Consider the following 22,492-nt stretch of genomic DNA (forward strand, 5'->3'; position numbering starts at 1 on the left):
TGCAGCATGCTCCCCTGACCTTTATCCTTGCAACACTCTCTATTAGCAGGCTTTCCAATCGACCCTGGTATTAGATTCGATAAAGATTAGCGGCCTATTCCGACAACTTTCCCAAGTGGCTTTTCCCCTGAGGTTGGGCTGGTAAAAAAGCTTAGAGTGAGACCAGACTAGAGTGATTCAAAAGCTGAGAGACTAAATTCAAACGCTCTTACACCTTGTTCTCATTTCAACTAATTTAAGAATTTTTTCACGAACTCTTCTGCGAATGGATGGCCATTTTCTGCTGCTCTTTTCATATAAAAATCTCGTAAAAATTCATCATACAAAGGCGAGTCAGGGTACCCATAAATACCAACAAATAAGTAGTAAATATCCCTTTTAACTTCCTTTGTATATTTTCCTGACTTGAACTTTTCTTTCAAATAAAAAACAGCATCATTAATCAGCTTATGATTTTCTTCGACAATAGATATATCCAACATTACATGCCCCCAAAAAACTGTGGCCATGTAATCCCCCTGGTCAGATGCGACCCTCAAAGAACTACTAAGGAAATCGACGTTTTTATATTTACCTTTTTTATATGCATGGTATAAATTTATGGAAGAGTCTATGACTCCGCCCTTAAACGACTCTTCCAATAAGCTTACTCCTTTCCGTGCATTATTAATTTCTTCGTGGGTTATGAGTATAGTACCCAATAAATGCTTTGCGTCTAGATTCCCCTTTTCTACTGGCAATGAAAGAAGGCTAATAGCTTTATCAATATCAACTTCCACACCATAAGAGCCTGTATAATATATAAAAGCCAATATATAACTTGCGGTATGGTTACCTTCTTCTAATTTATGATATAAGGTCTTTATAGTGTTTTCTTTATCTAGAGCCTGCTGATTGTCAATATCCTCCATAATTAAATCAAGAGGCAGGGAACTTTGACTTTCATAGAAACTGTATGATTTAACGCTGAAAAATAAAAATAAAGCGCAAAATGAAATATACTTCATTTACTTATCCTTTTGTTTATAGAAGTATTTTTTAATATAAACCTAGCCTATTCCTAAGTCGGAAGAAACGAAAACTTTCATATAGATTGCCGCCTAAAGCATTTAATATGCTTATTTGTGAAGCTAAGCCAAGCAAACCTTCAGAGCAGTAAAGGCCACATAAACGCGCTATTAAATAAAAATCTCACTAAATCATAAAGTAATGGAAAAACACTTACCTCACAAGCACCCGGCCTGCTCTACAGGTTCAACAGACTTCCTGTGATGGTCTATTCTTTTATTCGTACACGCGCAGTACGTACAGATACTTCCCCCATCATAAGGATCAATTCAATGAAGATAATGTCTTACACCATGGTATCAGCAGTACTTTTAGCGTCGTCGTTTGCTGTCGCTGCGGAGGCAAAAAATCCGCAACAGGCATGCTGGGGACAGGCAACCAAGGTCTTTGCACAAACCGGGGCTATGGGCGAGCACAGCAGTGAGCAACCCACCCCGAGAATGGGCTTACGTAATTTAGCGCGGTTATTATATGAAGCCGGAATTATCGATGATGACACCATGGAGGCACTAGGCCAATTCGTCGCCGATGAACTGGGTCTTTCCATCGACGCTTGTATGGACTAGCTAGGTTACATTGTTCTGCAGCTCAAGCGATAGAAGAGTCCTTAACCGCTCACATACGGCCGAATCATAAGTAAATAGCCACCAGCCTTCTGAGTTCTGGTGGCTAAATTGCAAGGCAGGCCTTCCCTACTCCAGCCCTTTCCCCGCTACTAATAACAATAAACACAGGTATCGTTTGAGTTAATTGTGGAAACATAGATAATACAACCAAAATAATAACAACAACTTAACAATGAGTTCCTTCCAAGAAACATTTAATCAGGATATTGAAAATCAGGAGCAGCAATGGCTGAGCGATCGACGAGCCGCCTGCAACCTAGGCTGTGACGGCGACAAAGATACCAAGGCACTGGCGTTTTCCGGCGGCGGCATCCGCTCGGCGACCTTCAACCTCGGGGTGTTGCAGGCGTTGGCGAAAAACGACCAACTCACGCAGTTCGATTACCTGTCTTCTGTTAGCGGCGGCAGTTACATTGCCACCTCCTATACCTGGTTTAAATCCCGTTTCCCCGGTCAGTTCCCCTTTAGCACCAATCGCCATAATAAGCGCGCAACCGACATTCTTGGTTGGCTCAGAGCGCACAGCAGTTTTTTAACGCCCGGGTTTGGCGTCGATAAAAGTTCTCTATTAACGGCCATCTTAACCGGGACCCTGATCAATATGTTGATCATGGTGCCCGTGCTCTTGCTGTTGCTTTTTCTATTAAGTTATGAATTTTCTACGGATATCTGGGCCATAGCCATCCACGCTCCCTTTAATGGCTTTTCCTTGTTACGGGGCGCCGGCTTTATAACACTCATTGCCAGCTTTGGGTTGATGTTATTGACCGCCATCAGCACGGGCTTCGAGTCTGCGCGGGCGAACCACCGCACAGAAACGCTCAGATATTACTTAAGTAACCTCTTTCCCTTGGGTTTGGCCATGTTAGCCTTTGGTTATATACCTATTTTCCATAAATTTTTTGAGCGTTTTGCCGAGTGGCTGGTGCACACCAGCTTTAGTATTTCTTTACTGGGTATGCTGATCACCCGGTATGCGGCACACAGAAATGGCAGCGCCGATATTAAATATTCGCTGACCAGCATATTGATAGACTTGGGCCTGCTGCTGACCTGCTTTGGTTTTGTGATGATCAGTTATCACTTTGCAGTGCAGTGGGAATTGCTACCCACCCTATTTTATCCCTTGCTGATTTTATCTGTGTTCCTGGTATTGGGCTGTAATATAAACGCCGTGTCTATGCACGGCTACTACAGAGACAGATTAAGAGACGCCTTTATGCCCTGTCATTTATCCAAACGCGATACTAATGACGAGCAGTGCGAACAAACGCTCAGCTATGATAAGCAGCTATTACTTGGCGAGCTTAAAGCCACAGACGCGCCCTTTCCCATCATTAATTGCAACATTGAATTGCTGGGCTCAACCAATGCTAAATATAAGAACCGCGGTGGCGACTGCTTTACCCTGACGCCCTTATATTCGGGCTCCGACAGCACGGGATATAGGGCGACCAAGGATTACATGGGCGGTAAGTTAGACCTGGCCAGCGCCTGTGCTATTTCCGGCGCAGCCATCGCCACCAATACGCCCATGACCCGTTCTAAGCAGCTGAACTTTATCATGTCACTGCTGAATCTGCGTTTGGGCTGCTGGCTGAAAAACCCGAATAAACCCACCAAACCGGCAAACTTTTACAATAAACCCTGGTGGTACATGTATATGTTCAAGGATATGTTCGGCCAGGGTTTGAATGAACACCAGTCCTACATTCATCTCTCCGATGGCGGCCACTTTGAAAACCTGGCCTGCTACGAATTAATACGCCGTAAATGCAAGCTGATAGTGTGTTGCGATGCCGGTGCCGATCCCAACTACCAATTCCAGGATCTGGCCAGACTCATTAAGCTGGCTCGGGTTGATTTTGGTGCCAAGCTAGCCATCGATGTCAGTGCCATTAATCAAAAAGCGGCCACATCTAATATTGCCTGGACCGAAGGCAAAATTTCCTACGACGATGGCAGCTATGGCCGCTTTATCTATGTGAAGGCCAGCATGATCCAACATGTGAATGAAGAGCTGAAAAGTTATAAACGCATAAACCCTGATTTCCCACATCAGAGCACCAGTAATCAATTTTTTGATGAAATGCAGTTTGAAGCCTACCGGGAGTTGGGCTTCGAACTTACCCATCAAATGCTTAAGTCGGTTGATTTAGCGACCACGGCCACCAGCGGAGAGCAATAATGTCGAGTTTTTTGTGTTCCAACTTTGAAATCGTTTGTGATCAACTCGGCTATCCGGAAGGTCCTGTCTATATGCAAGACGGTAGCGTGCTGCTGGTTGAAATCAAAAACCAGCAACTAACCCGGGTTTCGCCCCAGGGCGATAAAACCCTAGTTGCTAAAATAGCCGGTGGCCCAAACGGTGCCGCCATCGGCCCGGATGGCCAGGTCTATGTGTGTAACAGTGGTGGTTTTGAATGGCTGCCGGTCCCTCTGCCGAAACAAACCTTGTTTATCGGCACAGGAAAGTCACCCGAATATAAAGGTGGCAGCATAGATAAGGTCAATTTAGCGACGTCCAAGGTAGAGACCTTATATACAAGTTGCCATACCGGCCGGCGGTTAAATATGACCAAGATGCAGTGGCAGGACCAGCCCCTTATCCCTGAGTTTGCGCTGCGCGGGCCGGACGATCTGGTTTTTGATAGCAAAGGCGGCCTGTGGTTTACCGATTGGGGCAAAGACGATGGCCGTGCCCGCGATATCACGGGCATTTACTATGCCGCAGCCGACGGCACCAGCATCAAGCAAATGGTCTTTCCGCTCAATGCACCAAACGGCATCGGCCTGTCGCCCGATGGCAAGCGCCTGTACACGGTGGAGACCTATACACGACGACTGCTCTACTGGGAGCTGTCGGCCCCCGGTGAAATTGCCCCAAACCCCAACTCGCTCGATGGCACTTACCTGCTCACAGGCTTTGAAGGCCAGGCTATTTATGACTCCATGGCGGTCGATGAGCTGGGTAACCTGTATCTGGCCACCATGTTACCGCAAGGCAATAACCCCTTTAGCAATGGCGGTATTACCGTCGTATCTCCTGAAGGAGAGGTACTGGAATATATCGAGATCAATCTGGGCGAGGGTTTGTATGCGCCCTTGCCCTCGAATATCTGCTTTGGTGGCGAAGACAATAAAACCGCTTATATCACCTTGGGTGCCAGCGGCATGCTGGTAAAAGCACAAATGAAAAATGCCGGCTTAACATTGGCGTTTAACGGCTAGTTCGGGAATAACTCGGTGGAGAGGCTCCCCCCTCTTCCTCTTAACCTTGGTTAATACAATGACATTCATAAAAATAACAAAACGTATCCTGGTCTATGTGACGGGTGTAATCGTACTGGCTGGCCTTGGTGTATTTGCCTTGGTGCATTATCCCGCCTCGCAAATCCCGGACTATGTGCCGACAGAAGAAACCCGCTATCTGGATCAGGGCTGGGGGCTCGAGGCACATTCGCCCGAGCGTCAAACCTACTATTACACACCACAGGGCACCGGCTTAAAGGGCATGGAATATGACTGGCTGGCGCACCTGGAAATGCCCTGGGGGGAGACGCGATTTGCCGAGCCAGGACATTTAAAGGCCTACGGCTTTATCGTCGATGACACCCCAAGTCCTGAAAACCCCTATCAATACCCCTTGGGCTTTACCAAGCACTTCGACCAGGCATCGGCCAGCGAACTGCTGGATTTAAGCTGCGCTGCCTGTCATAACGGTCAGCTCAACTACAAAAAAGACGGCAAACATTATGCACTGCGCATCGATGGCGGCCAGGCCATGCATGCCTTTACCACCATGAAACTGGGTCACTTTGTGCCAACCCTGGTGGCATCTATGACCAGTACCTATCTCAACCCACTTAAATTTGATCGCTTTGCTACCCAGGTACTGGGCGAGCAATATAACGACCACAACAAGGCCGTCCTCAGGAAAAAATTCGGCAAGGTGTTAATGCGCTTTTTAACCCAGGGCTTTAACGATACCAGTAAAGGCCTGTATCCGGTGACCGAGGGCTTTGGCCGCACCGATGCCCTGGCCCGTATCGGCAATACCGTTTTTGGCGATAATCTGTCGGCAGAGAATTATCATAAGGCCACCGGCCCGGTTAACTACCCGCCGCTTTGGAATATCTGGAAATTTAACTGGGTGCAATATGGCGCCTCGGTAAAACAGCCCATGGCGCGCAACATGGGTGAATCGCTTGGAGTCGGCGCGCACATTGCATTGATCGACAGCTATGGTAATCCATTACCTCCTGAGCAGCGTTTTGATTCCTCGGTGTTGCCCGAGCAAATCTTCACCATAGAAACCACCTTGCAAAAACTCTCGCCACCGCAGTGGCCGGAAGATATTTTTGGCCCGGTCGATAGAGTCAAAGCGGCCGAGGGACAACAGCTGTTTCAGCGCCATTGCGCCGGCTGTCATGGTCCACACCCTGCCAGCGACTTGGTGAAACAAATCGAAACGCCGTTAAAAGGCAAAGACCAACCACTGTGGATAATGAGCGAGCTGGCCGTCAATGAGGTCGGCACAGACCCCAACGCCGCCTACAACTTTCTAAACTACCGCTTTGATCTCAGTAAAACAGGCTTGAGTAACAGCGAAATAGCGCAAAAAGTCCGAGAAATGAATATCAGGCAGTTACAACGACTGGCCAAGGTGCTTCTTAACTCGCCGCGCCTAGAGCAGTTTTTGCAACAACCTCAGCCAAACGCCGAGGCGTTAACCTTAACTACCAACTGGATAAGCGACCATCCGCAGCAATACCAGGACATAGAGCAGCGCTTTAACAACTGGCAAAACAAATATGCCAAGTTAGCGGATTTGGACCAGCTCATTGCTGAGCAAGGCGATAATGATGTTCAGCAAGACATCAAAACCGCCCTAATTCAGCAGCAACTGCGCTCCTTGGACGATGCGTTAGCCAAGCTCAGTGTAGAGACGCTCAGTCTGGGTGAAGCACTCAACATTACCGGCATCTATTTAAGAGAGAAGTACTATCAAGACAAAAACTTCTCGCCAGAAAAGCAAGCCTGTATGGACGGCTTTGGCGCCTTGGATTTACCGCAACAAAAAATGATCTACAAGGCCAGACCCTTAGAAGGCATTTGGGCCACACCGCCGTTTTTACATAATGGTTCTGTCCCCAATATCTACCAGCTGCTCTCGCCAGTCTCCGAGCGCGACAGCCAGTTTTGGGTTGGGCAAAGGGAATATGACCCGGTGCATCTGGGTTATGTGACCGAAAAAGAAGCGGGTCATGCCTTCTTGTTTGATACCCAAAAAGACGGCAATAAAAATATCGGCCATGAATTCAGGGATGGCTACATTCCCTACCAACCGGGTAATCCGCCCCAATATGGTGTCATCGGCCCGGCATTAGCGCCCAAGGAGCGCCTGGCCATTATCGAGTATTTAAAAATACATAAAGACTCGCCTGAGCCCGCGCACGCTAACGTGAATGCGAACGCTTCGGGATTGAGCCCATCGACTCAATGCGAAGGCCTGTAGAGGAACAAGATGAAAAAACTGATAGTCTTTTGCCTAACCGGCGTCATTGCGTTGGTCGCGGTGTTATTTGTCATTAACCAGGACAAAAAGCAAAGCAGCCTGGGGATTGTTATTCCAGCCGATGAGCAAACCCATATCGCCGATATTATTTCATCGGCGGTGCAAATGGTGGATCGCAGCCAGGCAGCCACGGCGCCTGCCCCATACCGCAGGGATGTCCATGCCAAGGCCCATGGCTGTGTTAAGGCTACTTTTAGCGTACCGGCGCTCAGTGACTCGCGCTTAAAGCACGGGATATTTGCCAAGCCGGATCAATATCAGGCCTGGGTTCGTTTTTCCAGCGGCGATACCCGACCCCAAGCGGATGGCGTCAAAGATGCCAGGGGCATGGCCATTAAAGTCATGGGCGTTGACGGTAAAAAGCTGCTGCCGCTGGAGCAGGATGCACAAACCCAGGACTTTGTGATGATCAACAGCGATGTGTTTTTTATTAAGGACGTCGCCGAATATGCCAAGTTTATGCAATACCAGGCACAAGGCAGCAAGTTTGGTTACTTTTTCAATGACTTTAACTGGAACATCTTTAAGTGGCACCTGAGGTCGCTCTACCTCGGCGCTAAAACCCTCAAGACGGCGCCAGACAGCCTGCTAACCGAGCAATATCACAGTCTCTCGGCCTATCGTCTGGGCCAAGAGCAGTTTATGAAATACAGCGCCAAGGCCTGTACGAGCAACACCGCCATCGCCGTAAACCGTGATAAGCCCAACTTTTTACGCCAGGAACTGAGCGAGAACCTTGGTCAAACCGGCGCCTGTTTCGACTTTATGGTGCAACTGCAAAATACGGATAAGTACATGCCGGTGGAAGACACAAGGGTAAAATGGCAAAGCGAGGACTCACCCTTTATCAAGGTCGCCCGGGTTGAGATACCCGAGCAGCACTTTGATACCCAGGAGCAAAATCAGTTTTGTGAAAACCTGTCTTTTACCCCTTGGCATGCCGTAAAGGCGCTGGAGCCTGTGGGCGGGATCAACCGCTTACGCAAAGCTGTGTACAACGGCGTCTCCCGTTATCGCCATGATAAAAACGGCCAGGAGATGTTCGAGCCAAAGGGCTGGTGCCTGAAGCTCGACGGCAGTGAGTGCGAAGCCGAGTAATGCTAGCTAAACGCTAGAGCGGCTTCTTCGTCCTGGCTATGGTTTATGACCTTATTGCGTCCCGTTTCTTTGGCGCGATACAGGGCGTTATCGGCACAGGTAAGCAAGCCCATCAGACAAGGTGTGTCGGGTGTTTTTTCCGCGGCGCCGATACTCACGGTAAAGGTCAGCGCCGCCTCGCCGGGAAGCTCGATTTGAATCGTGCTAATGGCGTGGCGCAGGTTTTCAGCCACCGCCAGGGCACTGGCAATATCGGTTTCGGGCAGCACCACCACAAACTCTTCGCCGCCATAACGCGCCAGTGAATCGCTGGCCCTTAGGTTGGCCTTGAGAGTTGCGGCCACTTGCTTTAATGCCTCGTCGCCGACCAGGTGACCGTGCACGTCATTGATCTTTTTGAAGTAATCGATATCCAGCAGCAGTAATGACATGGGGTGCTGATAACGCTTGGCATTTTCAAACAGCTCTTCGCCTATCGACATAAACATGCGACGGTTGTTGATCCCCGTCAGCGCATCGGTGGCAGCGAGGGCCTTTAGCTCTTTTTGGTAGAGATCTATGTTGTGGCTGAGTAAAGCCATGATGAAATAGGTTTCTATCATGGTCACGTAAATAACCGAATAAAATAACTGGCGTTCAGATTGGCCATCGAGCGAGATAATGGGTGTGGTGCCCCCTGCCTCGGAGCATAAATAAAAGAGGATGCCGCCGGCTAAACTAAAGACAAATTTTTCAACTCGATCATTTTCGTTAAAGAGCAGAAAAACCCCAGGGGTGATAATGAGATAATAAAAATGAAATCCAGCACCGACGCCAAAGGTATGCACACTAAAGAGGTAAACGTGTGCCATCAGTACGGTAAAAAACCATACCTTGGCCCCTCGGTAGAAGCGTTTATGGGAGAACAACAAACCCACGCCATAACAGGCAACAAAGACCAAGTTAATAGCCGCGACTGAGGTCTGGTTTAAAGAAAGAAGAAAATACAGAGCGTACAACAAGGCAACCACACAGGTCACCACACTGACCAGGTTAGTGGTTTGCACCTTTGTTGCTTCAACATGTTCAAGGCGATCCGTGCCTATATTTATAAAACCCAGGTGAACAAGTTTTCTTATCATAGGGAGCGATTTTTACCGACGGCGCTGTGGCCGCACACTTTATTATTGTGACCTTATTCTGCCACAGCCTTTGTTTATATGTTACTTAATCAATGTGAATTTTTAACCTTATGGTAACTTTATTGATTAAATCAGAATACGCCTGGGATCAAGCGATAGCGCACCCGCTTGGTATAATCCCTGTAACCCACTAACTCGTTTTGCAGGGTTTTATCTTCTAATCGAGTTCTTATCAGGGTAATAAAGATAGCGAAAGCGGTTGGGATCAGAGTCCAAAGAGAGTCCAGCGCTAGCACAATGCCAAACAAGGCCAGAATACTTCCCGCATACCCGGGATGGCGAATTAATCGATACGGGCCAGTATCACACACCACATGGCCCCGCTCCGTTTGAATGCGCACCACACTGGCGAAAAAGCGGTTTTCCACCAATGCCCAGGTAGCAAACCAATAGCCAAGGGCGACCAAGATAAAACCCAGACAATTAAGCCACAGGGGAAAAGCATCAGACCATGAATACCTATGGTCCAGCGCGGCCACTATGATCATGGGAAAACCTATGCTGATGGCCATTAAAGGAGCCAGTACCTTATCCCAGGGTTTGGCTTTTTTAATGCTTTCAATATTATGCCGCTCGGCTATCAGCCCAGGATTATGTCGCTCTGCCAACATATGCCCGCCAACACCAAAGACAAACACCAGTGCCGAATAAACCCAGGCCTGCCACCAATAAATATCCGAGCTACAAATAAATAGGATCACCGGAAATGAAAGATACAGCAGGATAAGGTCAAGCCATTGACGTGTGGTCATGCTTTGCTGAGCGGCTTTTAAGCGTGAATTGGCTGGCATTTCAGTCCCAAAATAAGGGTTAACAGCGAGACTTGCTGGTTAATCCGTGCACATGGCGTATTCGGCGACGCCATCGAAAATTCTTTGGTAGCAGCCGCAGGGATCATTATCAACCTTGCACTGGCCAATGACTTCACTGCCTTCGGCCACAAAATCGCCGACAACAAGACAATCTCCCTCGCATTCAGAACCACTGCGACATTGTTTGCCGGCATCGGGATACTTGTATATACAAGCGGGGATGGCATTCATACACACAGCTTTTATCACCCCGCCCTTATCTAGGCAGGCGATCACATCAATGCGCGCTAGGGCATCTGCCCTCATTTGTTGCAAGGCAGCGTCCGGATTCTCGTTTGCGGCAAACAAGCCAGACGAAAATAATAAGGCAATAATGAGTTTCCAGTATTTCATAATTCCAACGTGTAATTATCACTGTGGCGTCGGGCTCTGTGTGTAAGCGTTAAAACCCAGACGCAATTATTTGGCGAACCTTTGCTAATTATAGATTCAAATACTAATTGTCACTCGAATTACCCGCCCTAAGTCGTTACTATTTAGCAAACACATTATTCGAGAAAAAACCTTAGATGATCGAACAAGAAATAGCCCAGGTAGAGCGCTACTACCAGATGGCGATTGATTTCCTAGTAACTTACAGTGCTCAGCTGGTGTTGGCTCTGATACTACTGGTTTTCGGCCTCTGGTTGGCACAACGCATTAGCCGCTGGATATTCACCCTAATGCAGGGCCGTAACATAGACATTACCCTGACGACCTTTACCAGTAACCTGGTACGCGTCTTACTTATTGTCACCTTTGTGGTCATCGCTCTGGGTAAAGTAGGCATCAGCGTGACTCCCTTCGTCGCCGCCATAGGTGCTGCTTCCCTAGGTGCTGGTCTGGCATTGCAAGGCATGTTGTCAAACTATGGCGCGGGTCTGGCCATCATTGCCACCCGCCCCTTTGTGGTCGGCGACACCATTACGGTTAAGGGCGTCACAGGTCAGGTCAGCGCCATTGAGCTGGGCATGACGCATTTACGCGATGAAGACGAAGTGGAGATCACCATTCCCAACAAGCATATTGTCGGTGAAATCATCCATAATTCATTCGATTACTCTCTAGAAGAAGGTACCATCGGCATTGCCTACGATGCCGATTATGAGCAGGCGGAAGCCTTGATTTCTGAAGTATTAGAGTCGCAAACGGGTATCGCGCAAACACCCAAACCTCAGGTAGGGATTAACGAATTTGCCGACAGCAGTGTGGTGATCTTATATCGCTATTGGGCGCCCACCAAGGCCAAGGTCGCCACCCGGCTTGAAATCAACAAGGCAGTATTTCAGGCCTTACAACAGGCGCATATAGAGATCCCCTTTCCTCAGCGTGTGGTTACACTTAAGCAAGAAGCCCATTCTTAACCTTCTTAATCTAGGGCACGCTCCGGCGTGCCTGCACGCTTAGACCCTGCCACCCTAGCCCGCGCCAATAGGCTATACTCATAGCAAATAAAAAGTGTTTAAAAACAGGGCGTAAATATGTTCTTTGGTTTAATGTCGGCAAATATCCGCAATAAAGTTCCGCTCGCCGCAGCCATGCTGATTCTTATTGCTATCGCACTGATAGGGATAATGCTTGCAGATGAACCCGCGGATGCTGAACCCGTAGCCAGCGCCGAGATTAGTCCCCCACTCACGCCCTCGCAGGCGCGGTTAAATGAGACCCCGGATCTACTCAGTCCCGACTTTATCGCCACCAAGGGCAGTCACTGCGAAAAGTATTACCTTATCTATAAGCAAGAGCCTAGCCAGCACAATGAAGAAGTCGCGCGGCAGGTATGTCGTAATTTCAATTAGCAACCGGGCCATCACCTGTAAGAAATGCCGCCGGGAGCCACTTTTACTCCCTTACCCGAGTGCAAAACATTGATATACAACTCAATACAATCTCATGTATGATGACCGAGTTATGAATAAAATGTTACTATCTGGGCAATATGATGAATGGGAAAGATAATAACTGGATTTTAGTCGTCGATGACGACATCGAGTTAGCGCAACTAGTGTCAGGGTTTCTTGAAACCAACGGCTATAAAACCAAAATTGAGCACAACGGCTTGAAAGCGCTGCAAACCATAATCACCGAGCAGCCTACTCTGGTGGTGCTTGATGTCATGCTGCCGGATATGGACGGACTGTCTGTATGTCGCCAGGCTCGCTATGGGTACCCGGGGTTAGAGGGCACCTACGACGGCCCTATCCTTATGCTTACCGCCTTGGACAATGACATTGATGAAGTAGCCGGCCTCGAAACCGGTGCCGACGATTACTTAGCCAAGCCGGTGCGCTCGCGGGTTCTGCTAGCCCGGGTACGTGCTCTGTTGCGCCGCAACCCTCATGAAGTGGCGCCTTTACCTAGTACAGAAGTACAGGAACAAGAGCCGGTTGAAGATGAGGCCTTAATAAAGTTCGATGATCTGGTAATAGATAAGAAGTATCAAAGCGCCGAGCAAAACGGCAAGGCCGTAGATTTGACCACAGCGGAATTTGAATTACTGGCGCTGCTTGCCAGCAATCCTGGGGTGATCTGCGACAGGGAGTTTATATCCGAGCATTTTGCCAAGCTTGGCTATGAAAGCTCCAATAGAACCATAGACTTGCGCGTATCACGTATTCGTAAAAAGCTTGGCGATGATAACCATCCTTCGACTAGAATTAGAACTATCCACGGTAAAGGCTATCTGTTTGTAGGGGATAGATAACACGATGCGCTTTAAACTGGTATTACTCTTATTTTTACTCCTAGGTACCGGGCTTTGGCTCAGTACCTCGGTGCAGGGTAATGACGGTACAGAACAAAACTCGGTGGCACAGCTTGAGGCACAACTGCCGCAGGCCAAGGGCGCAGACAAAAGTCTGATTTTAACCGAGCTGGTTGAAGCCTATCGTGATAACAATCCGCCGCGCAGTTTAGACTATGCCGAGCAGGCCTTGGCCATCTTTGCCAAGTATCCTAATGCTAAGCGTCAGATCACGGTACTTAATAACATGGCCTGGGCCCATATCACCCTGGGCCAATACGAGCAGGCACAGGCCCGTACCGATCAAAGCCAGGCTTTGTCTAAAGAAGCCGACTATAAACGCGGCCTGTATGTATCTGTTACCATGCAGGGGATCATCTATTGGCGTACCGCCAATTACCAGTCCGCACTGAAAAACTTTGAGCAGGCACTTGAGATAGCCGAGGAGCAAAAAGACACCCGCGGCATCGCCAACACCACCAATTATATTGCCATTATTCACCAGACCTTGGGCGAGCCAAAAAAAGCGCTGGAGTATTTTCAAAGCGCCTTTGAACTGCAACAGCAAATTGGCGAAGAGAAAAGCATCGCCGTATCTCTCAATAACCTGGCCAATATACACGGCACCAGCGGCAACTACAGTTTAGCCCTGGATTACCAACTAAAGTCCCTGACCATACGCGAGCGTATTAACGATGTTCCCGGCCTGGCGCAGGTGCTTGGCAACATAGGCCTAACCTACTTCTATCTTGAAGACTATGATATGGCCTTGTCTTACCTGCAGCGGGCACTGGGTTATTACGAAACCCTGCAGGACAAGCTTGGCATTGCCGAAATGCTGACCAACCTGGGAGCCGTGCACCAACGAAAACACCAATTTGATGCGGCACTACATCAATATCAATCCGCCTTGGAACTTGCCCAGGAATTGGATGATGTTGCCATGATGGCACGTATAAAAATTGATATTGCCAGCGCCTATATAGAGTTGGGTGATGCGGGCTTGGCTCAGGAATACGCCGAGCCAGCATTGCAAAAAATCATTGATTTAAAAATTATCCCCCTGCAGGCCAATGCCTTGTTGGTCAGCGCCAAAACGGCCAGACTCAAAGGCGAGATAACCCAAGCCATACATTTAACTAATCGCTCCATAGAGGTGGCAACGGATGTTGAAGATAAGCGCATGGTGCGCGATGCCTATCAGTATCTCTATCAGATCTATAAGGACAAGAATGAACTGGCCGAAGCGCTTCACTACCTGGAGCTGTTCAAGCAGGTCAACGATGAAATGTTTAACTCAGAGAGCGATCAGCGCGTTGCCTTCTTATTAAGCCACTTTGAAGCAGAAAAAAGAGAACAGCAGATCAAACTCTTGCAGGCGGATCAAAGCCTAAAACGCAGCGAGATTGAACAGCAAAGATACACACGTAATGTGTGGATCGCCTCCCTGTGCGCCAGCTTTGCCTTTATCCTGCTTTTCGTAAAGCGGATGCATCAAAATAAGATAAACCGCTCATTAAATGAAAACATCAAATCGCAGCGCGAGCTGATTCAAGCGGTAGCCCATGAATTTAGGGCGCCTTTGGCGCGGGTACAACTGGCCTTCGATATGCTTGAGGACTCACTTAATGGCGACAACGGCAAGCTGTTAACCACCAAGATAAATAATGGCCTTACCGAGCTCGAAAAGCTGGTCAAAGAAGCGTTGGATTTTATCCAATTAGAGAATAAATCTCGGGCGCTACACACCAGTGAAATTAAGCTCGGCAATCTACTGTCGCGACAACTCGAGTCCCATGTCGACCTCTACGCTGATATTCATTTCGAGCTCACCGAGAAGGGGCCCCAGCCTTGTGTGGTGCAAGCCGACAGTCATCAATTAAACCGCGCTGTTTCCAATATTATTCGCAACGCCGCCCGTTTTGCCGAAACACAGGTGCATGTCACTTTAAATAACCTAGCGCACCATTATGAGATCTGTATTGAAGACGACGGTCCCGGTATTCCCGTAGCCGAGCGCCAACGGGTAATCGAACCCTTTGTGCGCCTCGACTTAAGTCGTTGTCGCGATTCCGGCGGTGTGGGCCTGGGTCTGGCGTTGGCGAAAAAGATAAGCGAAGCCCATGGTGGTAAGTTGATCGTAGGTTCATCGAGCCTAGGCGGCGCCAAACTCACCATTCGCTGTCCGAAAAAACCACCCACCATCAATAACGCCTAATGTAGGTCGGCCTTCAGGCCGACAAATATGCACATGATTCACGCTGTAGCTCGGCATTTGCCGCCAAGGTTGTACGTCGGATTTTCAGAGCGACGATTAAGCATCATTCTTCCTTTGTCGGCGCAAAGCACCGAGCTACATATAGGCACTATCTCGTGGTAGGTCGGCCTTTAGGCCCGACGATTAAGCATCATTCTTCCTTTGTCGGCGCAAAGCACCGAACTACATATAGGCACCATCTCGTGGTAGGTCGGCCTTCAGGCCGACAAATATGCACATAATTCACGCTGTAGCCCGGCTTTTGCCGCCAAGGTTGTAAGTCGGGCTTTCAGAGCGACGATTAAGCAACATTCTTCCTTTGTCGGCGACAAAAAAAGCATCGCCCACAACACCGACCCACATTAGGTCGCTTCTATCCCAACAAAAAAACAACATAAAGACCCACTTTGGGAATAAAGTGACCGACCTATACGCAAATTGCCAAGAAATTATCAGTTAATTTGATAACTGCAACTTATCGAATAATTCTTCTATTTTTCCGATACTTACCATACTTATTTAGGATTTTTTTGAAAGTTTTTTGTCATCACTGTGTACAAAAGGTTAAATTTATTTGATCTTTAGTGTCCATATGTATATAAATGTATATGTTGAGTCATTGAAATTGATTCCTCACTCCTCTCAGAGTTAAGGGATCACGTTATATTTTTTAGCAAGTTCAAATATTTATGCCTGAGCACCAGAAGCCGCAAAGATAAATAGCATTGAACACCAACTTGTAGGTCATACGCGTTTTCGCGGTGTACGGACAACACCAAGGTAACGCCAACCCCTACACACATTGGAGCAAAGTTATGAAGGTAACAAAAATAGCGAGCGCCTTAGCGGCATTAACACTTAGCGCAGCAGCAAGCGCTCAAGCAGACGATTCTCGTTTTGTAATCCAGGTTGATAACAACAGTAAAGGCGTTATCAAAGCACTAGCCATTCAGTCTGGCGCAGAAATTAAAGTAGATGGCGAAGGTTTCTTTGCCGCTAGCTTCCCTGGCATGGACCTTTCTCAGGTTAAGGGTGTTCTTAATAACCCACATGTAAAACTAATTGAAAAAGACCAAATCCGTAAGCCATTCGCTCTATACAACGACGATGCCGGCAACCCTATGACCGGTCAGCTTACACCGTATGCTGTGTATCAGTCACAGGCTAACCAAGTACCTTTCATCGCCGGCGCAGGCATGAAAGTATGTGTTATCGACTCTGGTCTTGATAAATCAAACCCTGATTTCAACTGGGCTGGCATCACGGGTGATTATGACCCAGGCACAGGCGATTGGAATGTAAACGGTGGTCCACACGGCACGCACGTAGCCGGTACCATTGGCGCCAGCGATAATGAATACGGCGTAGTGGGCATGGCCCCAGGCGTTGAAATGCACATTGTTAAGGTATTCACCGAGCGCGGCTGGGCTTACTCTTCAGATCTTGCCCATGCAACTAACCTATGTAGCCAGGCCGGTGCCAACATCATCAACATGAGCCTAGGTGGCGGCGGCAGCAACAGCATTGAAGGTAATGCCTTTGCTGAATTCAGTGCCAATGGTGGTCTGATCGTAGCGGCGGCCGGTAACGATGGTAACTCAGCTGCTTCTTATCCTGCAGCCTACCCTGCAGTAATGATGGTTGGTGCCAACGACGCTGATAACAAGATTGCATCTTTTTCTCAGTTTCCAAGCTGTACAACCGGCCGCGGCAAGCGCGCCAACTTCGATGAAACCATCTGCGTTGAAGCAACAGCCGGTGGCGTTCAAACGCTTTCTACCTACCCTGCGGGCATGGCGGGCATTGCAGCGCTAAATGCCGATGGTACTTTCTATAGCACGGCGGGCATGGAAAACGGCGGTGATGTTACGGCTGCAGCTTATTTCATGGGCACAGCAGAGTCTGTTGACAGCGGCGCTAATGGTCGTGTTTGTGTTATCGACCGCGGTAATATCAGCTTCCACGATAAAGTTGCTAACTGTGAAGCCTCAGGCGGCGTCGGTGCGGTTATCGTCAACAACGTTGATGGCGTACTTTATGGCACCCTAGGTGATTTCAACAGCACTTCAATTCCTGCTGTAGGCGCAGACTTGGCTGACCGCGATGCCCTAGTTAACGCTGCATCAATCAACGTCAGCGTGACCGCATCAGATTATGGTTACATGAGCGGTACCTCTATGGCTTCACCTGCGGTAGCCGGTGTTGCAGCCCTGGTATGGTCAAACCACACCGAATGTACGGGTGAGCAAATCCGTGACGCATTGAAGATGACTGCCGAAGACCAAGGTGCAGCGGGTCACGACGTATACTTCGGTTACGGTATCGTTAAGGCCAAGGCCGCGCACGATTACCTAACGCAAAACGGTTGTGGCAACACCCCAACTCCGGGTGAGCTATCACTGAGCGCCACACATACCTTTGCCAAAGGCAAAAACCAGGTAGAGCTTGTAGCCCTAGGTGCGTCGTCTGGTAGTGCAGATATCTACCGTGATGGTGCCAAAATCGCCACTGTTGCCAATGGTACTCAGTACAACGATGCCTTCTCACGTAAGGCTAGCGGTACCTACACCTATAAAGCCTGTGATCAAAACACCACAGACTGTACTGCTGAGCAAGTGATCTCTTTCTAAGCAGAAACTAATTTCTAGTTGGACCTTAACCAAAGCAGTGCGCCCATCCCCATTGGGCCTCTGCTTTTTTTCTTTATATACCCGACCCAAATTCTTTAACGCCACTGCGCGTACCAAGCCCCCCATATAAGCGATGGCTTTAACCTGGCCAATGCATCAGGCGCTGCCAACAGCTTGCCAACGAGGAACACCTGCAACCTTGAGCCCCCTTGCCCCTGGTATTAACACAGGCATCTAAGGTCAGCCTCTCAAGGCTTATAAAACCCCTAGTTAAAGCCCCACAAGCAGCTTTAGTGCAAGACTCTGCTCTTTTGACACCAGTCCCCTGCTCCGCTTTCCAGCAAGGCTGAGCGCCTATCGGCCAGCACTCGGAGTTCGTTTGTATACAGTGTATACATGTTCTCGCCACGGTTTAAAATCAGCAGGTTGTGATACAAACTCATATACATTTACATGCTCTCTGGGTTTTTCTCCGGCCTGGGAATGCCCCTGCACATCTCTGCATAAATAACGCGCAATAGTGCATAAATACTGGCTTTACAGGACATTTGTCCTGCTAACAATTCTATTGCAATTTACACATCAATAGACAAAAACACGAAATTCTTCCGATGAAGAAAAAATATTCTGTCATTTTCCTGTAATAAAAACCCCTTTTAAATCAACCTTCTGCATACTTTCTATACGTTTTTTATAAATAAATGTGAATTTTTTGCGTCATTTTTATTGATCATATACAAATGAAGGTATATAACTATATACATTCGCATACAAGAAGTGCGAGCGTGCGACTTACAGGGAGAATGAAGTGGGTACGTACAAGTGAACCAACCATAAGTTAAATTTACATACAACAGGAGATCAGATGATGAAAACGCCCAAGAAGTCATCTTCCAAACTAATCAAAACACTAGTAGGTACTACACTATTAGCTGGTATCAGTCCTGTTGCTTTAGCAGTAGCGCAAGCGCCACACAAAGCAGCACCAGAATACGATCAACAAACTGTTATCGTTAAGTTCAAACAAAAAGTAGCAAAGAAAGAGCGTAAAGAGCTTGCTCGCAACCTTGGCGTATCTTTCAAAGATAAAAACAATGACGGTGTTGATGACCGCCTACGCAACATTGCTAACGGTCGCCTTGCGGTACTAGATCTTGGCCAAGGCCGTAAAGTTGATGCGGTATTGGCTGGCCTTAAAAACCACCCACTTGTAGAGTATGCAGAGCCTAACTTCATCGTTAAGCATCAAGCGACTCCTAACGACCCTAGCTATGCAAACCTTTACGGCATGCAAAAAATCTCTGCCGAAGCGGCATGGGATTACACCATCGGTGATGCATCAGTAATCGTGGGTGTTATCGACACAGGTTTCGATTTCCAACACCCTGACCTTGTAAACAACATCTGGCGCAACCCGAACGAGATCCCTGGAAACGGTATCGATGACGACGGTAACGGTTATATCGATGACATCCACGGTATCTCAGCCATCCTAGACAATGGTAACCCTCAAGACACTGGTCTTCACGGTACTCACGTAGCCGGTACTATCGGTGCTCAAGGTGACAACAACCTAGGTGTTGTTGGTGTAAACTGGCGTACCAGCATGGTAGGTTGTAGCTTCCTGGGTTCAGGTGGTGGTACCCTAGCCGATGGCGTTCAGTGTATCGACTATATGATCGGTCTTAAAAATGCTGGTAACAACGTTCGCGTTCTTAACAACAGCTGGGGTGGCGGTGGTTTCACGCAAACTCTTAAAGATGCAATCACAGCAGCTAACAACGCCGATATGCTATTCGTAGCGGCAGCAGGTAACGATTCATCTGATATCGATCCAGGCGGTTTCTACCCTGCAGGTTATGACGTACCAAACGTAATGGCCGTTGCTTCTACCGACAGCCAAGACAACCTTTCTGGTTTCTCAAACTTCGGTGACGAGCTAGTACACATTGCCGCTCCTGGTCACTTCATTGTTTCAACCGTTCCTGGTGGTGGCTATGACACACTAAGCGGTACTTCAATGGCCACGCCTCACGTAGCCGGTGCTGCAGCGCTTCTATTATCTGGTAACCCAGACCTAACTACTGCGCAGCTTAAACAGGTTCTAATGAGCACGGGTGATGACGTAGCCGCATTACAAGGCAAAACCATCAACGGCAAGCGCATGAACGTGTTTAATGCCTTGGCTGATTCAGGCGGTACGGGTCCTTCATTCTTTATGAATGCCACACCTTCGTCTGCAACGGTTAACCAAAGCGAAAGCCAAGACTTCGTTATCGACCTTACCGCTGCCGGTGGTTTCACAGGCGATGCGACTCTAAGCCTGTCTACTGTTCCAGCTTTAGATGCACAAGTGCTATTTAGTCAAAACCCAGTTGCTGCTGACACAGCCACAACTATGACTATCAACACTACAACTGCAACTGCTCCTGGTACATACCAAATGACGGTTACAGCGGTAGACGGTGATATCACTAAGACATTACCTCTAACTCTTCGTGTATGGCCTGAAGGCAGCACCTCTACCAGCTTCAGCAATAACGAAGCGGTATTGATTGCCGATGATGCACCAGAAGCACCAGCTGAGAGCGTAATCAATGTACCTCACGAAATGATCATCACTGAGGTTGCAGGTCACGTTGACATCACTCACGACAACATCGCTGACCTAGTGATCAAGCTAGTAGCACCTAACGGTAAAGAGTCTGTACTTCGCAGCTTCGAAGGCCAAGCGGGTAACCGTCTTGAGATGGACTTTGTAAACTACGACCACGAGCTTGATAACGCTCTAGGTAACTGGACGCTACAAGTAGAAGACCACAACAACAACAACGCCGGTATTCTAAACAACTGGACGTTGAAGCTAAGCGGCGCTCCTCTAGGTGCTACTGACTTCGCTCCTAACGTGTCTATCGCCACTCCTGAAAACAACAGTGCCTTCCTTGTTGGCGAAACTGTAAGTTTCTCTGCAAATGCAAGCGACACTGAAGATGGCGACCTAACTTCAACTGTTGTATGGACGTCAAGTGTTGATGGTGTTATCGGCAACGGTGCAAGCTTCACTAAGTCTGACCTATCTGCTGGCGACCACGTAGTAACCGCTACTGTTACCGACTCAGCGGGTCAAACGACTAACCAGAGCATCGAGTTCTCTGTAGCAGCTGCTAACACTACGGTAAGTGGTTCTAACAACACAGCCATTGCACTTCCTGAGTGGGGCGGCCGTGTATTCACTGAAATCGACCTACCTACCGGTGTTGCTATCGATGCCCTAGAAGTGTCTGTAAACATCTCTTACGATTCAGTTCAATACTTGAACGTTTGGTTACAGTCTCCTGCTGGTACTCTAGTGAAACTAGTAACTTGGCGTGACTTCTGGAATAAAGACCTTATCCATACCTTTACTCCAGTAGAATTCGCAGGTGAGTCAAGCAAGGGTAAATGGCGCCTATACGCTGAAGATACGTCAAGCTACACCATGAACGGCGTACTTAACAGCTGGAGCATCTCAGCATCTAACGGTGACGCGATACTACCACCACCGGCTGAAAACACTGCACCTGTAGTGACTATCACTGCACCTACTGGTGGCACTAGCTTCAACCTAGGCGACAGCGTAACCTTCGAAGCAACAGCTATCGACGCAGAAGAAGGTGACATCAGCTCACGTATCGATTGGTACTCAAACTTCAACGGTAAGATTGGTACTGGCGGTCTATTCAGCACTAACTCACTAGTTGCAGGCGACCACACAGTAACTGCGGTAGCGTGGGATAATGATGAAGCATTCGACTCGAAGCAAGTAACTCTGACTGTTGTAGATGCACCTGCAAACGAAGCGCCTGTAGCTGACTTCAGCTTCGCCGCTACTGACCTTAACGTTCAGTTCACTGACCTATCTGGTGACACTGACGGTGCGGTAACAACTCACTCTTGGGACTTCGGTGACGGCGCTAGCTCAACTCTAGCTAACCCTTCACACAGCTACACAGCTGCGGGTACTTACACTGTAACCCTAACTGTAAGCGATGATGACGGTGCCGAGCACTCAATCACTAAAGAAGTAACTGTGACTGAGCCTGTACCAGAGCCAACTATCTTTGTACAAGGTACTGCTGAAGCCTCTAACGGCCGTGTAGTAGCAAGCCTATCTTGGACTGCACAAACTGCAACTGAGTTTGATGTATACCGTGACGGAGCTCTAATTGACTCAGGTGTGAGAAAAACAAGCTACACAGACCGCTTTAACTCTACTGCGACTAGCTTCACTTACCAAGTATGTGAAACTGGCACTGCCAACTGTTCTTTAGAGGAAACCATTGCGGCTACTCCTAAGACTAAAGGTAAACGCAAGTAAGTTGTAACCCCTGGGAAGGCTCTCTAGAGCCTTCCTTTTTCTTCTTAATTTACGTTTATCTCTAGAGCGTAAATCAACAAGAGAAAATAGGGATTGTATTAAT

Annotated in this window: 15 protein-coding genes; 11 read left to right on the forward strand and 4 right to left on the reverse strand. The window is 48.2% G+C overall.

All coding sequences use genetic code 11. The annotated features are described in order from the left end of the window. Positions 1-230: 230 nt before the first annotated feature. On the reverse strand, positions 231-1,007 hold the full coding sequence (locus C2M17_RS14010) for a tetratricopeptide repeat protein (RefSeq protein ID WP_105201344.1): 777 nt from the start codon (positions 1,005-1,007) through the stop codon (positions 231-233). Positions 1,008-1,340: 333 nt separating this feature from the next. On the opposite strand from C2M17_RS14010, the gene C2M17_RS14015 reads away from it, so the two are divergent. The 5 genes from C2M17_RS14015 to C2M17_RS14035 all read left to right on the forward strand — a co-directional run bounded on the left by C2M17_RS14015 (position 1,341) and on the right by C2M17_RS14035 (position 8,370). Further along, a complete protein-coding gene (locus tag C2M17_RS14015; protein ID WP_105201345.1) occupies positions 1,341-1,634 on the forward strand; it encodes a hypothetical protein in 294 nt (97 codons plus the stop codon). Positions 1,635-1,866: 232 nt separating this feature from the next. Then, on the forward strand, positions 1,867-3,882 hold the full coding sequence (locus tag C2M17_RS14020) for a patatin-like phospholipase family protein (RefSeq protein WP_105201346.1): 2,016 nt from the start codon (positions 1,867-1,869) through the stop codon (positions 3,880-3,882). Then, a complete protein-coding gene (locus C2M17_RS14025; protein ID WP_105201347.1) occupies positions 3,882-4,925 on the forward strand; it encodes an SMP-30/gluconolactonase/LRE family protein in 1,044 nt (347 codons plus the stop codon). Before C2M17_RS14020 ends, C2M17_RS14025 begins: the two co-directional genes overlap by 1 nt. Before the next feature lie 58 nt (positions 4,926-4,983). Next, the gene (locus C2M17_RS14030; protein ID WP_105201348.1) at positions 4,984-7,212 is read left to right on the forward strand and encodes a c-type cytochrome; all 2,229 of its coding nucleotides are present in this window, start codon (positions 4,984-4,986) and stop codon (positions 7,210-7,212) included. Positions 7,213-7,221: 9 nt separating this feature from the next. After that, positions 7,222-8,370 carry a catalase family protein gene (locus C2M17_RS14035; protein ID WP_105201349.1) on the forward strand — a complete coding sequence of 383 codons (1,149 nt, stop codon included), beginning with the start codon at positions 7,222-7,224 and terminating at the stop codon, positions 8,368-8,370. A gap of 2 nt (positions 8,371-8,372) precedes the next feature. On the opposite strand, the gene C2M17_RS14040 is transcribed toward C2M17_RS14035, so the two are convergent. The 3 genes from C2M17_RS14040 to C2M17_RS14050 all read right to left on the reverse strand — a co-directional run bounded on the left by C2M17_RS14040 (position 8,373) and on the right by C2M17_RS14050 (position 10,756). Then, positions 8,373-9,491, reverse strand: coding sequence for a GGDEF domain-containing protein (locus C2M17_RS14040; RefSeq protein WP_105201350.1), 1,119 nt, complete (start codon positions 9,489-9,491; stop codon positions 8,373-8,375). Positions 9,492-9,622: 131 nt separating this feature from the next. Then, entirely contained in the window at positions 9,623-10,342 is a 720-nt protein-coding gene (locus C2M17_RS14045) for a methyltransferase family protein (RefSeq protein WP_105201351.1), read from the reverse strand. Positions 10,343-10,381: 39 nt separating this feature from the next. After that, complete coding sequence (locus C2M17_RS14050) at positions 10,382-10,756, reverse strand: hypothetical protein (protein WP_105201352.1); 375 nt, start codon at positions 10,754-10,756, stop codon at positions 10,382-10,384. Between the two features lie 176 nt (positions 10,757-10,932). Here C2M17_RS14050 and C2M17_RS14055 point away from each other — a divergent pair, with 176 nt between their 5' ends. The 6 genes from C2M17_RS14055 (at position 10,933) to C2M17_RS14080 (ending at position 22,389) form a co-directional block, all read left to right on the forward strand. Then, positions 10,933-11,766: a mechanosensitive ion channel family protein gene (locus C2M17_RS14055; RefSeq protein ID WP_105201353.1), complete on the forward strand. Its 834-nt coding sequence runs from the start codon at positions 10,933-10,935 to the stop codon at positions 11,764-11,766. Between the two features lie 117 nt (positions 11,767-11,883). Then, positions 11,884-12,201: a hypothetical protein gene (locus tag C2M17_RS14060; protein ID WP_105201354.1), complete on the forward strand. Its 318-nt coding sequence runs from the start codon at positions 11,884-11,886 to the stop codon at positions 12,199-12,201. Between the two features lie 140 nt (positions 12,202-12,341). Then, positions 12,342-13,106, forward strand: coding sequence for a response regulator transcription factor (locus C2M17_RS14065; RefSeq protein WP_105201355.1), 765 nt, complete (start codon positions 12,342-12,344; stop codon positions 13,104-13,106). Between the two features lie 4 nt (positions 13,107-13,110). Beyond that, a complete protein-coding gene (locus C2M17_RS14070; protein ID WP_105201356.1) occupies positions 13,111-15,363 on the forward strand; it encodes a tetratricopeptide repeat protein in 2,253 nt (750 codons plus the stop codon). 854 nt (positions 15,364-16,217) lie between these two features. Beyond that, positions 16,218-18,032 carry a S8 family serine peptidase gene (locus tag C2M17_RS14075; protein ID WP_105201357.1) on the forward strand — a complete coding sequence of 605 codons (1,815 nt, stop codon included), beginning with the start codon at positions 16,218-16,220 and terminating at the stop codon, positions 18,030-18,032. An 865-nt stretch (positions 18,033-18,897) separates the two neighbouring features. Continuing rightward, entirely contained in the window at positions 18,898-22,389 is a 3,492-nt protein-coding gene (locus C2M17_RS14080; protein WP_105201358.1) for a S8 family serine peptidase, read from the forward strand. Positions 22,390-22,492 lie beyond the last annotated feature (103 nt).

This window comes from Pseudoalteromonas sp. T1lg10 (assembly GCF_002964545.1).
GTDB lineage: Bacteria > Pseudomonadota > Gammaproteobacteria > Enterobacterales > Alteromonadaceae > Pseudoalteromonas.

Excerpts from the sequence above, each read along its gene's own strand:
- C2M17_RS14030 (WP_105201348.1), top strand. The coding sequence starts at position 4,984 with ATGACATTCATAAAAATAACAAAACGTATCCTGGTCTATGTGACGGGT.
- C2M17_RS14015 (WP_105201345.1), top strand. The coding sequence starts at position 1,341 with ATGAAGATAATGTCTTACACCATGGTATCAGCAGTACTTTTAGCGTCG.
- C2M17_RS14070 (WP_105201356.1), top strand. The coding sequence starts at position 13,111 with ATGCGCTTTAAACTGGTATTACTCTTATTTTTACTCCTAGGTACCGGG.
- C2M17_RS14080 (WP_105201358.1), top strand. The coding sequence starts at position 18,898 with ATGATGAAAACGCCCAAGAAGTCATCTTCCAAACTAATCAAAACACTA.
- C2M17_RS14020 (WP_105201346.1), top strand. The coding sequence starts at position 1,867 with ATGAGTTCCTTCCAAGAAACATTTAATCAGGATATTGAAAATCAGGAG.
- C2M17_RS14040 (WP_105201350.1), bottom strand. The coding sequence starts at position 9,491 with ATGATAAGAAAACTTGTTCACCTGGGTTTTATAAATATAGGCACGGAT.
- C2M17_RS14045 (WP_105201351.1), bottom strand. The coding sequence starts at position 10,342 with ATGCCAGCCAATTCACGCTTAAAAGCCGCTCAGCAAAGCATGACCACA.
- C2M17_RS14065 (WP_105201355.1), top strand. The coding sequence starts at position 12,342 with ATGATGAATGGGAAAGATAATAACTGGATTTTAGTCGTCGATGACGAC.
- C2M17_RS14060 (WP_105201354.1), top strand. The coding sequence starts at position 11,884 with ATGTTCTTTGGTTTAATGTCGGCAAATATCCGCAATAAAGTTCCGCTC.
- C2M17_RS14010 (WP_105201344.1), bottom strand. The coding sequence starts at position 1,007 with ATGAAGTATATTTCATTTTGCGCTTTATTTTTATTTTTCAGCGTTAAA.
- C2M17_RS14050 (WP_105201352.1), bottom strand. The coding sequence starts at position 10,756 with ATGAAATACTGGAAACTCATTATTGCCTTATTATTTTCGTCTGGCTTG.
- C2M17_RS14035 (WP_105201349.1), top strand. The coding sequence starts at position 7,222 with ATGAAAAAACTGATAGTCTTTTGCCTAACCGGCGTCATTGCGTTGGTC.
- C2M17_RS14055 (WP_105201353.1), top strand. The coding sequence starts at position 10,933 with ATGATCGAACAAGAAATAGCCCAGGTAGAGCGCTACTACCAGATGGCG.
- C2M17_RS14025 (WP_105201347.1), top strand. The coding sequence starts at position 3,882 with ATGTCGAGTTTTTTGTGTTCCAACTTTGAAATCGTTTGTGATCAACTC.
- C2M17_RS14075 (WP_105201357.1), top strand. The coding sequence starts at position 16,218 with ATGAAGGTAACAAAAATAGCGAGCGCCTTAGCGGCATTAACACTTAGC.